This is a genomic window from Exiguobacterium sp. s22 (assembly GCF_018617455.1).
Classification (GTDB): Bacteria; Bacillota; Bacilli; order Exiguobacteriales; family Exiguobacteriaceae; genus Exiguobacterium.
The window spans coordinates 286,863-300,012 of the sequence record NZ_JACSKD010000002.1 but is presented as its reverse complement, the minus strand read 5'-3'; the positions used below and the strand labels follow the sequence as shown (position 1 = coordinate 300,012).

The window sequence follows — 13,150 nt, the reverse complement described above, 5'->3', positions numbered from 1 at the left end:
CCTTCTTTCTAAAACAAACTGATTTGTCTTGGTGCGAGTTCATATTCGAGTCCAAGAATTTCAATCAAGCGCTTGGCATTCGGTGCCGCGTCTCCCGCCGAGTTATTGTTGAAGTATACATATACTTCTTTCGCTTCGTGGTCAATCTCGCGAAGCGAGGTCGCGAGCTCCTGTAATTCTTCCTCGCTATATCGGTACAGGCAACGAACATGTCGCCATTCCTGACTCGTCATTCCCGGTTTCTTGAGCCAACCTGATGTATTCCGCCCATGTAATCGAACGACCGCCACGTCTGGATGTGTGACGACCGGTACGAACGGGATGCTACTCTCTTTCGTCTGTGGTTCATCACAAATCGTATTGATGAACCGCTGTTCCGCTAAAAATTGAAGCGTCCGATCCCGAAATGCTTCCGAGAACCAGGTCGGATTCCGGAACTCGATGGCAATCTCATAATCGGCGAGCTCCGAACGAAGTGTTCGCAAATAGTCAAGATGTGGTTTTGATACATCGAACCAAGGAGGTAGTTGGACGAGCACGGCACGTAACTTCCCTGCCTGCTTCAGCGGATCGACAGAAACACGATAACGCTCAAACAACTCAATCAAAGGTGTTTTCGGTTCACGGTCGTGCCCACTCATTTCCCTGGAAACTTTCACAATGAATTGAAAGTGATCCGGTGTTTCAGCATCCCACTTTTCAAAATTCCTGACAGGCTGAATCGCATAGAAGGTCGAGTCGACTTCGACGGTCGGGAAATGTCCCGCATACGTCGCTAATTTATGTTTTCGTTCTTCTGGGGTCGTATATAATAAATCGTGGTCCCCCCACCCCGTCACACCTACGTAAATCATAACGTCCTCCTTTATGTCTCTGAAATGGCAGATGCTTTCCGTTTCGACCAATTCCAAGTTCCTGCGTACGTGACGAGTAACAGGACGAGTCCCATGATGAACGGATAACGCATATCGATATCAAAGGCAATCCCCGCAAGTGTTGGTCCTAAAATATTTCCGATACTCATATACGCATTATTCATCCCCATCGCAAGACCTTGCTCATTACCAGCCAGTTTCGACACGAGCGTATTCAACACCGGTCGTAAAATGGACGTCGATAAGAAGATCACGAGTGTTACTGCGAAGAAGAGCATATAAGTCCCCGCAAATAAGGACAACAAGAAACCAAAAGAAGCGAGTGCGATGAAGGCAAGAACGACCTTGACCTCTCCCATCCATTCAACGAGCCGATCGACTGCGAACAATTGAACGATGACACTCACGATTCCTGTTCCAGTCACCATGATGGCAATTTCTTGAGGTGTCGCTCGGAACATTTCACTGACATAAAGCCCAAGCACCGACTCATATGCCATCAGACCAAACGCCATCACGAGGTTGATGATCAATACGAAGAAATATGGTTTTCGTGTCGACATGACCAGTTGTGTCGGTAACGATTCTTTGATTTTTGGTGCCACGTAAGGAGCTCGGTCAGGCTCTTTAAGTAGAAGAACCGAAGAAATCACGGCGACAAATGAGACGATGGCCGAAACGAGTAGCGGAGTTTTCAAGCCGAATTCAGCAAAGAACCCACCGATTCCTGGTCCAACTACGATTCCAAGCGACATTGCCGCGGAAATATAACTATTCCCACGTGCTCGCTGCTCGAGTGTCGTGATATCTGCCACATAAGCGAAGATGGCAGGAATCAAGAGCGCAGCCCCGACACCACCGATGGCACGTGACACGAGTAAAATCGATAAGTTATCCGAAAGATAGAAGACTCCCATCGAGATAGTGAATCCGATCAGACCGAGAATAATCATGAGACGGCGACCATACACATCCGCCCATTTCCCGGCAATCGGTGACATGACGAGCTGAGCTCCCGCAAATACGGAAATCATGAGACCCGCCGCCGTCCCTCCTTCGCCAATCATCTTTAAGTAATCCGGAATAATTGGAATGATAATCCCAAACCCGGCCACGGCGATAAACATATTTAGCATAAGGATCGCCAATTGATTTTTTTGTTTTGTCGTCAATACACGTCACTCCCTTTTCACCTCTTCATTTTACTGTTTGAGCTCACATATGGGCAAACAATAAGACAGAAAAAAGCCCATCCTTGACCAAAGGATGGGCTGGACTTATGAGATGCGGGATTGAGCTAAAGACTCTTCGTTCGCGCTCTTCGGAAGGAGGAGCGTGATCGCATACACGATCATCGTTGGAACGGCCCAAGCAAGTCCGATATCCGACATTGGCAAGCTTCCGATCCAAGAAGTTGCCGCAGATGGCTGGATGCCATTCCACGTTTCAAAGAACGAGAGAACGAGCGCCATATAAATCGTCGCTTTCATCGCCACTCCAGGATTGCGCTGAAGACGTTCCGTCACCGATACGAGCACGAGGGCAATCATGACCGGATAGAGGAGCGTGAGAAGCGGCACGGCGATTTGAATCAACGAGCTCAAGCCGACAAGTGAAATCAAAAAGCCGAACAACGTTGTCGCGATGACGACATGATGATACTTGAGTGAAGCGAACTGGTTGCTGATGAAACGTGAGAACTCTGAGATGAGTCCGACTGCTGTTGTCAAACAAGCGAGGAAGACCGCTAACCCGAGCGCGAGCATTCCGACTTGTCCGTAAGACGTACCAGCGAACGCTTGGAGAAGACTTGCACCACTTGTCGTTCCTTCTGCGACTGTCATATTCGCACCGATTGAACCGAGCGAGATATAGACGAGCATCAAACAGGTAACCGCGAGCATCCCTGCAGAGCGAAGGAGCGAAGACGCTTCTTTTTGATCACTCAATCCATTGGCTTTCAACGTGACGAGGACGATTGCCCCAAAGACGAGGGCCCCGAATACATCCATTGTCAAATAACCTTGTTGGAAACCTTGGCCGAGTGCGCCAACCCATGTCTCAAACCCTTCCGCTGGAGCTCCTGGCTCCCCGAGAGGAGCGACAAGGTTTGTGATTCCAATCGCGGCAAGCAAGAACAAGAGGATTGGTGTGATGATGCGTCCGATGACCTCGATCAACTTTTGAGCACGGAGCGTCAAGAAGAACGTCAACCCGAAAAAGACGGTCGAGCACATCGCAAGTGTCAAAGTAGAAGGTGCATCAAGAAACGGGACGAGTCCCATTTCATACGTGACAGCGGCCGTACGCGGGATTCCAAAGAATGGTCCGATGGCCACATACATCAATCCAGTCAAGATGAGCGCGAGACGCTTTGGAATATAACGAGCAATTTGATCTGTTCCGCCGCCGACCCGAGCGACTGCGAACAAAGCAAGAAGCGGTAAACCGACACCCGTAATGACGAACCCGATCATCGCCGGTACGAGGTTTTCCCCCGCCAAGGCGCCGAGCTCTGGTGGGAACAGCAAGTTCCCGGCCCCAAAGAATAAAGCAAAAATCGTAAACGCTAACGGGAACAATGTCGATTTTTTCATACAACTACCTCCATACACTTGATATTCCGAACGACTTAACAAAAAAATAATAACTAAATTTTCTGACAATATATCGCTTGGTCTATTTCATTATACACACTTCCTATCGTTTGACCACCCCATCTCTAAAATTCGAGGTTTAATTTTTTGAAATGTAGATTTCACAAAAAAATCCCCTTCGACATGAAGGAGAATGTAAGCGTTTAATACCGGATTTCGAATTTACGGAATCCTTGATCATCTGCCTTCGCTTCGTCAATTCGCTCGACGCCGACGAAACGATTGCCGTCTTGTAAAGCTTTTTGAAATGACTCGATGTCTCCATGTGTGCCTTCAACATGAAGTTCGACCGTCCCGTCACTAAGATTGCGCACCCATCCTTTGACTCCGTATTGGCGAGCGGTCTCTTGTGAAAAGTATCGAAACCCGACGCCTTGGACACGTCCAGATACGACCAAATGTTTGGCGACTCTCATTCTATATTCCTCCTTTATTTTGACAAAGATGTTTAGTGGTCCTTACTTTAGGAAACAGTATTTAAGTAAAATAATGGAATTGGAGTGGTTATATGAATGCAGTTATCGATATCGTCACGAGTTTTTCAAATTGGCTTTGGGGTGTGCCGATCATCTCGTTACTCGTCTTGTCCGGTGTGTTTCTTACCATCAAACTTGGTTTCTTTCAGTTTCGTTATCCCATCTACATATTTAAGCAAACGTTCGGCAGCATCTTCAAAAAGCCGAAAGGTGAAGGTGATATCAGTCCGAGACAAGCGTTGACATCAGCCCTCTCTTCAACAGTCGGGGCCGCGAACATCATCGGTGTACCTGCAGCGATCATGTTTGGGGGACCGGGTGCCATCTTCTGGATGTGGGTCATCGCCATCATCGGCATGGCCATTAAGTTCTCAGAGAGTGTCCTGGCCGTTCACTATCGTGAGAAGAATGACGCCGGCGAATTCGTCGGGGGACCTGTCTACTACATTTCAAAAGGACTTCGTTGGAAATGGCTTGCGACTTGGTTCGCCTTCGCCCTCATGATCGAACTCATCCCGAGTATCATGGTACAAGGGAACGCTGTCAGCTCGGCAGTCCGCGAGACGTTCAATGGGAACACGCTCATCACCGGGATTGTCGTCGCCATTCTTGTCGGTATTATCGTTTTCGGTGGACTGAAGCGCATCGCGAAAGTGACCGAGGTTGTCGTTCCCGGCATGGCACTCGTCTATGTCGGAGCCGGACTCGTCATCGTCTTGATGAACATCTCTGAGATTCCAAACGTTCTCAGTCTCATCTTCTCGTACGCGTTCGAACCGATGGCCGCGTTTGGTGGATTTGCCGGAGCCGCCGTTGCCGAGACGATTCGTTGGGGGTTTGCCCGTGGACTCTATTCGAACGAAGCGGGTCTTGGAACGGCGCCGATCGCCCATGCCGCTGCACAGACGGATCATCCGGTGCGTCAAGGGTTCTGGGCCGTCATCGGAATCGTCATCGATACGCTCATCATTTGTAGCACGACTGCCTTCGTCGTCTTGTCCTCTGGTGTCTGGACGGCAGACGGAGCGATGGAAGACCCAGCGGCCTTAACGACGATCGCTTTCAATGAATACTTTGGTTATACAGGAAGCCTACTCGTCACCGTCTCGCTCATTTTCTTTGTGCTCTCGACCATCATCGTCATCATCTTTTACGGCTCACGTCAGGCCGAGTACTTGTTCGGTTTGACGGCAGGAAAAATCATGAAAGCCGTCTATATCGGCTCGATCGTCATCGGTTCAATTGGAGGCGCCCAAATGATTTGGAACTTCCTTGACTTGATGCTCGCGATGATTCTTATTCCGAACATGATTGCCGTCTTGCTTCTAAGTGGTGAAGTGAAACGATTGACGACCGAATTCTTCACGTCCGAGAAGTACTATAAGAAAGATATCGCCGAGGAAGAGGCGTCCTAATCAACAATCCGACTGCTCACGCAGTCGGATCTTTTTTAGGATGCCGGTTCAACTTTCTCGATTCCAGCTTTGATAGCTTGTACGGAGGCATCAAACTTCTGTTGTTCTTCGTCCGTCAATTCAATCTCGATAATCTTGCGAATGCCGCTCCGGTCAATCAAGGCCGGTACACCGATATGCACGTCACTCGCCCCGTACTCGCCTTCTAAATGAGCCCCAATCGTCACGACGGAATTTTCATTTCGGACGATGGCACGAATGATGCGTAGCAAGCCGACCCCAATCGCATAATAGGCGGCATTTTTATGCTCGATGATTTGGTAAGCAGCATCGCGCACGTCCGTATAGATGGCTTGTAAATCTTCAAACTGATACTCCTCGTTCTCTGCTAACAGTTCATCGATACTTTTTCCATAGATGCGCGCATTGTTCCATGCGACAAATCCCGTATCGCCATGTTCCCCCATGTAATAGGCGTGGCAGTTACGTGGCGACAATTCGAAATAGTCTCCGAGTTTGTAACGGAGTCGTGCCGTGTCGAGGACCGTCCCTGAACCGATGACACGTTCTTTCGGTAGACCCGATGCCTTCCACGCGACGTGTGCCATGACATCGACCGGGTTCGTCGCGACGACTAAGATGCCGTCAAATCCACTCTTCATCAAGTCTTGTGTCACGGTGCGGACGACTTTCGCGTTTTGCTCGACGAGGTCCATCCGTGTTTGGCCGAGTTTTTGTGCAGCTCCTGCCGTGATGACGACGATGTCTGCGTCTTTACAATCCGAGTAATCCCCTGCCCAAATTCGGACCGGTGTCGGGGCGAACGAGATCCCATGATTCAGGTCCATTGCCTCCCCTTCTGCTTTGGCATGATTCGAGTCGATCAGGACGAGCTCCTCGCAAAGGGCTGCCGTTGATAATTGATAAGCAAAACTGACCCCGACCCACCCCGCACCGATGACGGCGATGCGAGTGATATCTTTCGGGTCAATATCATCTTTATGCGGAATACGTGTCATGTAGATCCTTCCTTTCCATGAATCATTCTCTTATTTAGCATACCCTACATACGGCATGGACATAACAAAAAAACAGACCCCTTTTTACAGGGAGTCCGTTATTCAAGCAATTATCCAATCGAACCTTCCATCTCGAATTTGATGAGACGGTTCATTTCGACCGCATATTCCATTGGCAATTCTTTTGTGAATGGCTCGATGAAGCCCATTACGATCATTTCTGTCGCTTCTTCTTCCGAGATTCCACGGCTCATGAGGTAGAAGAGTTGCTCTTCTGACACTTTTGAGACTTTCGCTTCGTGCTCGAGCGACACTTGGTCGTTCAAGATTTCGTTGTACGGGATTGTATCCGACGTCGACTCGTTGTCCATGATGAGCGTGTCACATTCGATGTTCGAGCGCGCGCCCTTCGCCTTACGGCCGAAGTGGACGATTCCACGGTACGATACTTTTCCGCCTTGTTTCGAAATCGATTTCGAGACGATTGACGAAGACGTGTTCGGTGCGAGGTGAATCATTTTCGCTCCTGCGTCTTGGTGCTGTCCTTTACCAGCGAGGGCAATCGAGAGTGTCATCCCACGTGCGCCTTCCCCTTTCAAGATGACAGCCGGGTATTTCATCGTGAGTTTCGATCCGATGTTTCCATCGATCCACTCCATTGATCCACCCGCTTCACAGACTGCACGTTTCGTTACCAAGTTGTAGACGTTGTTCGCCCAGTTTTGGATTGTCGTGTAACGGCAGTATGCATCTTTGTTGACGAAGATCTCAACGACCGCTGAGTGAAGCGAGTTCGTTGTATAGACCGGTGCCGTACAACCTTCGACGTAATGAACCGATGCGCCTTCGTCGACGATGATGAGCGTACGCTCGAACTGCCCCATGTTTTCCGAGTTGATACGGAAGTAGGCTTGGAGCGGTTGCTCGAGTTTCACGCCTTTTGGTACGTAGATGAACGAGCCACCCGACCAAACTGCTGAGTTGAGGGCCGCGAACTTGTTGTCCGTCGGCGGGATCAACTTCCCGAAGTACTCTTTGAAGATCTCTTCGTCTTCTTTAAGTGCTGTGTCGGTATCTTTGAAGATGACACCTTTCGCTTCGAAGTCTTCTTGCATGCTGTGGTAGACAACCTCAGACTCATACTGAGCCGAGACACCTGCCAAGTATTTTTGCTCTGCTTCTGGGATACCGAGCTTATCAAACGTCAACTTGATTTCTTCTGGTACTTCGTCCCATGAGCGTTCTGTCTTTTCAGATGGTTTGACATAGTACGTGATTTCGTCGAAATCAAGTGCCGAGAGGTCTCCGCCCCATGTCGGCATCGCCATCTTGTTGAAGTGATCCAACGACTTCAAACGGAAGTCGAGCATCCATTGTGGCTCTTCTTTCATGCGCGAGATCGTTTCTACGATTTCTGTCGTCAAGCCGCGGCCTGAACGGAAAATCGAAACGTCCCGATCATGGAAGCCGTATTTATAATCGCCAATTTCCGGCATATTCTTTGCCATATCGGTCTCCTCCTTCTCCTTACGCGTCCTCGTCTACTCCTTTTTCAAGCGCCTTCCACGCGAGCGTGGCACACTTGATTCGAGCCGGGAATTTCGATACGCCTGAGAGCGCCTCGATATCACCGAGGTCAAACGTATCCGTGTCGTACTCTTTGCCTTGAACCATTTCAGAGAAGATGTTGGCGAGTTGAAGCGCCTCTTCTACTGTTTTCCCTTTGACGATTTGAGTCATCATCGATGCCGAGGCGAGACTGATCGAGCAGCCTTCCCCTTCGAACTTCGCATCTTTGACGATGTCGTCTTCGACTTGTAGTTGAAGACGAAGCGAATCCCCACATGTCGGGTTGTTCAAGTCCACCGTCACGCCATCTTCGATGACGCCACGGTTTCTTGGGTTTTTATAGTGATCCATGATGACCTGGCGGTACAACATGTCGAGATTATTAAAACTCATAATTGAAATACTCCTTCGTTTGACGTAATCCCTCGATGAAGCGGTCGACCTCTTCTTTTGTGTTGTACAAATAGAAGCTCGCCCGTGCCGTCGATGATTGCTTCAAAAGACGCATGAGTGGTTGTGCACAGTGGTGACCGGCACGAACCGCGATGCCTTGCATGTCGAGAACGGTCGCGAGGTCGTGCGCATGCACGTCCTTCAAGTTGAACGTGACGAGACCGACGCGATCTTCAGGACCGTAAATCTCAATCCCTTCAATCGTTTTCATCTGCTCGATCGCATAAGACGCGAGTTCACGTTCGTGTGCTTCGACGTTCTCGAGACCGATTTCTTCTAAGAAATCGATGGCTGCTGCAAGTCCGACCGCTCCGGCGATAATCGGTGTCCCCGCTTCAAAACGGTACGGGATGTCTTTCCACGTCGATTCATATAAATCAACATAGTCGATCATCTCGCCACCAAACTCGACCGGCTCCATGTTTTTTAGGAGTTGTTTTTTCCCATATAAGACACCGATTCCAGTCGGTCCGAGCATCTTATGTCCAGAAAAGGCGAGGAAGTCACAATCGAGCGCCTGAACGTCCAATTTTCGATGCGGTGCACTTTGTGCGGCATCGACGACCATGACGGCACCTTTCTCATGCGCAAGTCGTGCGACTTCGGCAATCGGGTTGATCGTCCCGAGTACGTTCGAGACGTGGCTCATCGCGACGATTTTTGTCCGGTCCGATAAAACGGCTTGAACGGCATCGAGTGTGACCCGTCCGTCCGGCGTGAGTTCGACGTATCGAAGCGTCGCGCCTTTGCGTTTAGCGAGTTGTTGCCACGGAATCAAGTTCGCATGGTGTTCCATCGGGGTGAGGACGATCTCGTCGCCTTCACCGACATTCGCATCTCCGTAGCTCGATGCGACCAAGTTGATGGCCGTCGTCGTCCCACGAGTGAAAATGATTTCTTCAGGAACCGCCGCATGGATGAACGAGCGGACGCGTTCGCGTGCTCCTTCATACGCATCCGTCGCTTGCGTCCCGAGCGTATGGACGCCACGATGCACGTTCGAATGGTTGCGACGATAATAGTCCTCGATCGCCTCGATGACAGCGAGCGGCTTTTGTGAGCTCGCCGCGCTATCAAGATAAACGAGCGGGTGTCCATTGATTTCCTGATTTAAAATCGGAAACTGTTCACGAATCGAGGCGTTCAACATCTTAACGTACTTTCCCTTCGATGACTTCGCGGAGACGGTCTTTGACCGAATCGATTGCGAGTTCTTCGACGACAGGCGTCAAGAATCCGTGGATGATTAAACGCTCTGCCTCTTGGCGAGACAATCCACGGCTCATCAAGTAGTACAATTGAACATCATCGACACGACCGACTGATGCCGCGTGACCTGCCATAACATCATCTTCATCGATGAGAAGAATCGGGTTGGCATCCCCACGTGCTTTTTCAGAGAGCATCAAGACGCGCTCTGTTTGAACACCATTCGATTTAGAGGCACCGTGATGAATCATCGATGTTCCGCTGAAGATTGCAGTGGCTGCGTCTTTTTGGACACCGTGAATCAAGATGAACCCTTCAGATGCTTTTCCGAAGTGATCGGTACGGATGTTGAAGTTTTGTTTCTGTGCACCGCGACCGATCGTCACAGCTTTTGTATCTGAGTACGTGTTGTCGCCGACGAGGTGAGTCTTCGTCTCGACGACCGAGTTCCCGTCGTTCATGTGACCGAGCGCCCAATCGAGGCGACCGTTCGCATAGACGACACCGCGACGGTTCATGAACGTAAGGGCTGATTCAGCGAGCTGATCGACACCACCGAAGACGACTTTCGCGTTCTCTCCAGCGAATACTTCCGTCACGACGTTGACCGTGTGCGGTTCATTCGTGCCTGAAAGGAAGTTTTCGATGTATGTCACTTCACTGCCTTCGTCTGCGACGAGGATTGTGTGGTGATAGAGGGCACCGTTCGCTTGTTCCATCGTGAAGATGGCTTGGAGCGGATCTTTCAATTGCGTGTTTTTCGGTACATAGATGAATGCACCACCGTTTGTGAGGGCAGCATTCAACGCCGAAAGACGTTCTTCATCGACACGTACGCCTTCAGTCATGAAGTATTTCTCAACGAGCTCAGGATGTTGCTCCATCGCTTCTTTGATTCCCATGAACAAGACGCCTTCTGGCATCGACAATTGGTTAAAGACGACATGACCGTTGCGTTCAACGAGCACGTTTGTCCGGTGGTCTCCGAGGAGTGATTCGATGTCTGCTGTCAAACCGTCTTTTTGTTCAAGCTCGACATCACCCGCTGTGAAGTCCCATTTATCAATCTTAATCTTTTCAACTTTTGGCAAAGCAAGTGTCGGCGCAAGTTCTGCTGCCTCTTTACGACGGTTGACCATCCATGCTGGTCCACCGAGCGCTTCTGCACGTGCCGACAACGCTTGTGCATCCAATTCAAATTGTACGGTCATCGTACAGCCTCCTTACGCTTCTGTGTCTACTGTCATTCCGAGTTCTTGCTTCACCCAGTCGTAACCTTCTGCTTCGAGTCGCTGTGCGAGCTCTTTGCCACCAGACATGACGATTTTACCTTCCATCATGATGTGTACGAAGTCTGGTTCGATATAGTTGAGGAGACGTTGGTAGTGCGTGATGATCAAGCAGCCAAACTCTTCTGAACGCATTTCGTTTACGCCTTTGGCAACGACTTTAAGGGCATCGATATCAAGACCTGAGTCGATTTCATCCAAGATAGCGATGTTCGGTTGAATCATCATCATTTGAAGAATTTCGTTACGTTTCTTCTCACCGCCTGAGAATCCTTCGTTTAAGTAACGGTGTGCCATTTCTGAAGGGATTTCGAGAAGTTCCATCTTCGCATCGAGTTCACGGATGAACTTCATGAGCGAGATTTCTTGACCTTCTTCACGACGTGCGTTGATTGCTGAACGCAAGAAGTCCGCGTTTGTCACGCCACTGATTTCAGCCGGGTATTGCATCGCAAGGAACATCCCTGCTTGTGCGCGCTCGTCGACTTCCATTTCGAGGACATCTTCGCCGTTTAATTCGACGCTTCCCCCAGTGACCTCATAAAGTGGATGACCCATGAGTGCTGATGCGAGTGTTGATTTACCAGTCCCGTTCGGACCCATGATGGCATGAATTTCGCCACCTTTAATTTCTAGGTTAAGACCTTTGACAATCTCTTTTCCTTCGATTGAGACGCGGAGGTCATCAATTTTCATTTGTGGTACGTTAGACATTCGGATACCCCTTCCGTATTTTCTCGCCATAGTGAATGGCGTAGATTAGATATATTCTAATCTTAGACTAGTCATTTTTTTATTTCAAGCGACTCACCTTAGAATTCATTCTCAATAGAATGATAAAAGTTGAGAATGCTAATAGTAGGAAATCAAGACATTATCCGGCATTCTCTTCGACGAGTGCGAGGACCGCTTTCCGCTCTCGTACGGCAGCCGCGAAGAAGAAGGCACCGCACCCCGTCAAGAGCGCCAAACTTCCGAATACAGGAAGCGATGACTGACCGAATGTATCGAGTAATACACCCCCGATAATCGGTCCGACCGTCTGACCGAGTGATGTCAATCCCATCGCCCCGAAATAAGTGCCTCGTAAATGTTCCGGCGCGAGTTCATCTGTCAAGACGTCCGTCATCGTGAACATCAACACCTCACCGACGGTAAAGATGGCCATCGCGACAAAGAGGACCCACTCTACCGTCGCAAAACCGATGAGCAAAAGCCCGAATGACAACGTCGAAATCCCGAAGAAAAGTGACTTGATCGGGGAGACACGAATCCCAAAACGCATGATCGGATATTGGACGACGAGGACCGTGATGGCGTTCGTCGTCAATAAGTAGGCGAATAATCTCGAGCCTTCTTCTAATCCATCGCGTAGCGCGATGAATTGCGGGAGCGTCGAATTGAACTGGCTATAACCGATAATCGCAAAGACCATCCCAATAATGACCGCCCGAAACGTCCGGTCGTCCCGCAGGACCCGAAACGTCTCCGTCAAGCGTGGTCGTACTTTGACCCCATCTCCTTCTTCAAACGGATACTTATAAAACAAAATCGAGATGATGATTCCATACAATATGTATACTGCCGTCACGACAAAGAATGCGGTCTTCACACCGGTGAGTGACAAGACGACCGCCAAGAGTGGTCCGATGGCCGCGGCGATATTGATCATGAAGTAACGGACATTATAGACGATGACCCGTTGGTCTGCCTGCGTCGTATCACTGATGAGTGCACGCGAAGCCGGTTCTAAGAAAGACCGTGACATCCCCATCAATATCGATAGCATGTAAAACCAAAACAGTTCCGTCGCAAGCGCAAGTCCTGCGAAGGTGACGGCATTGAGCACGATCCCGATCAACATGAGCTGTTTTCGTCCATACCGATCAGAGAGTGTCCCCCCAAAGAAGCTCATGAACAGACCTGAAAGTGCCGTCACGGCAAAGATCGTTCCGATCACACTCGCTGAAAAGCCGAGCGTAGCCAGATAGATCGCAAAAAATGGCATGACAAAAAACGTCGCCAGTCGTGCAAAAAACGTCCCGAACAGGACGCCCCACGTCAGTGGATGAATCTGTCTGAGCTTCATCCAAATCCCCCCTTTTCTTTCATATATGTAGTGTACTTCTCTTTATAAAAGAACACTAGACAAAAAAAGACCCAGGAGGAAGTCTCCTGAGTCGAGATG

Annotated in this window: 12 protein-coding genes; 1 reads left to right on the top strand and 11 read right to left on the bottom strand. The window is 49.6% G+C overall.

All coding sequences use genetic code 11. The features are described from left to right. Nucleotides 1-8: 8 nt before the first annotated feature. From KNO94_RS05305 to KNO94_RS05290, 4 genes are all read right to left on the bottom strand, one after another. Nucleotides 9-854 (bottom strand): DUF72 domain-containing protein, encoded by an 846-nt coding sequence (locus KNO94_RS05305; protein WP_214778045.1) that lies wholly within the window; start codon nucleotides 852-854, stop codon nucleotides 9-11. A gap of 11 nt (nucleotides 855-865) precedes the next feature. Next, on the bottom strand, nucleotides 866-2,047 hold the full coding sequence (locus tag KNO94_RS05300; protein ID WP_214778043.1) for an MFS transporter: 1,182 nt from the start codon (nucleotides 2,045-2,047) through the stop codon (nucleotides 866-868). 105 nt (nucleotides 2,048-2,152) lie between these two features. Then, nucleotides 2,153-3,472, bottom strand: coding sequence for a branched-chain amino acid transport system II carrier protein (gene brnQ / locus KNO94_RS05295; protein ID WP_214778041.1), 1,320 nt, complete (start codon nucleotides 3,470-3,472; stop codon nucleotides 2,153-2,155). A gap of 203 nt (nucleotides 3,473-3,675) precedes the next feature. Further along, nucleotides 3,676-3,948: an acylphosphatase gene (locus KNO94_RS05290; protein WP_214778039.1), complete on the bottom strand. Its 273-nt coding sequence runs from the start codon at nucleotides 3,946-3,948 to the stop codon at nucleotides 3,676-3,678. A 92-nt stretch (nucleotides 3,949-4,040) separates the two neighbouring features. Here KNO94_RS05290 and KNO94_RS05285 point away from each other — a divergent pair, with 92 nt between their 5' ends. Next, nucleotides 4,041-5,423: an alanine/glycine:cation symporter family protein gene (locus KNO94_RS05285; protein WP_214778038.1), complete on the top strand. Its 1,383-nt coding sequence runs from the start codon at nucleotides 4,041-4,043 to the stop codon at nucleotides 5,421-5,423. Nucleotides 5,424-5,458: 35 nt separating this feature from the next. Here the strand turns inward: KNO94_RS05285 and KNO94_RS05280 are convergent, their stop codons facing one another. From KNO94_RS05280 to KNO94_RS05250, 7 genes are all read right to left on the bottom strand, one after another. Next, entirely contained in the window at nucleotides 5,459-6,442 is a 984-nt protein-coding gene (locus KNO94_RS05280) for an L-lactate dehydrogenase (RefSeq protein WP_214778036.1), read from the bottom strand. Between the two features lie 110 nt (nucleotides 6,443-6,552). Further along, a complete protein-coding gene (gene sufB / locus KNO94_RS05275; protein ID WP_214778034.1) occupies nucleotides 6,553-7,950 on the bottom strand; it encodes a Fe-S cluster assembly protein SufB in 1,398 nt (465 codons plus the stop codon). Between the two features lie 19 nt (nucleotides 7,951-7,969). Further along, the gene (gene sufU, locus KNO94_RS05270) at nucleotides 7,970-8,404 is read right to left on the bottom strand and encodes a Fe-S cluster assembly sulfur transfer protein SufU (RefSeq protein ID WP_026825487.1); all 435 of its coding nucleotides are present in this window, start codon (nucleotides 8,402-8,404) and stop codon (nucleotides 7,970-7,972) included. After that, nucleotides 8,394-9,614: a cysteine desulfurase gene (locus tag KNO94_RS05265; protein WP_214778032.1), complete on the bottom strand. Its 1,221-nt coding sequence runs from the start codon at nucleotides 9,612-9,614 to the stop codon at nucleotides 8,394-8,396. The genes sufU and KNO94_RS05265 overlap by 11 nt, the downstream gene beginning before the upstream one ends. Nucleotide 9,615: 1 nt before the next feature. Further along, nucleotides 9,616-10,884: a Fe-S cluster assembly protein SufD gene (gene sufD, locus KNO94_RS05260; RefSeq protein WP_214778030.1), complete on the bottom strand. Its 1,269-nt coding sequence runs from the start codon at nucleotides 10,882-10,884 to the stop codon at nucleotides 9,616-9,618. 12 nt (nucleotides 10,885-10,896) lie between these two features. Then, on the bottom strand, nucleotides 10,897-11,658 hold the full coding sequence (sufC, locus tag KNO94_RS05255; RefSeq protein WP_214742399.1) for a Fe-S cluster assembly ATPase SufC: 762 nt from the start codon (nucleotides 11,656-11,658) through the stop codon (nucleotides 10,897-10,899). Nucleotides 11,659-11,836: 178 nt separating this feature from the next. Next, entirely contained in the window at nucleotides 11,837-13,051 is a 1,215-nt protein-coding gene (locus KNO94_RS05250) for an MDR family MFS transporter (RefSeq protein WP_214778028.1), read from the bottom strand. Nucleotides 13,052-13,150 lie beyond the last annotated feature (99 nt).

What these genes read in the sequence shown, in the direction of transcription:
- KNO94_RS05285 (WP_214778038.1), top strand. Translation starts at nt 4,041, where the DNA reads ATGAATGCAGTTATCGATATCGTCACGAGTTTTTCAAATTGGCTTTGG.
- brnQ (WP_214778041.1), bottom strand. Translation starts at nt 3,472, where the DNA reads ATGAAAAAATCGACATTGTTCCCGTTAGCGTTTACGATTTTTGCTTTA.
- sufC (WP_214742399.1), bottom strand. Translation starts at nt 11,658, where the DNA reads ATGAAAATTGATGACCTCCGCGTCTCAATCGAAGGAAAAGAGATTGTC.
- KNO94_RS05265 (WP_214778032.1), bottom strand. Translation starts at nt 9,614, where the DNA reads ATGTTGAACGCCTCGATTCGTGAACAGTTTCCGATTTTAAATCAGGAA.
- KNO94_RS05250 (WP_214778028.1), bottom strand. Translation starts at nt 13,051, where the DNA reads ATGAAGCTCAGACAGATTCATCCACTGACGTGGGGCGTCCTGTTCGGG.
- sufB (WP_214778034.1), bottom strand. Translation starts at nt 7,950, where the DNA reads ATGGCAAAGAATATGCCGGAAATTGGCGATTATAAATACGGCTTCCAT.
- sufD (WP_214778030.1), bottom strand. Translation starts at nt 10,884, where the DNA reads ATGACCGTACAATTTGAATTGGATGCACAAGCGTTGTCGGCACGTGCA.
- KNO94_RS05305 (WP_214778045.1), bottom strand. Translation starts at nt 854, where the DNA reads ATGATTTACGTAGGTGTGACGGGGTGGGGGGACCACGATTTATTATAT.
- KNO94_RS05290 (WP_214778039.1), bottom strand. Translation starts at nt 3,948, where the DNA reads ATGAGAGTCGCCAAACATTTGGTCGTATCTGGACGTGTCCAAGGCGTC.
- KNO94_RS05280 (WP_214778036.1), bottom strand. Translation starts at nt 6,442, where the DNA reads ATGACACGTATTCCGCATAAAGATGATATTGACCCGAAAGATATCACT.
- sufU (WP_026825487.1), bottom strand. Translation starts at nt 8,404, where the DNA reads ATGAGTTTTAATAATCTCGACATGTTGTACCGCCAGGTCATCATGGAT.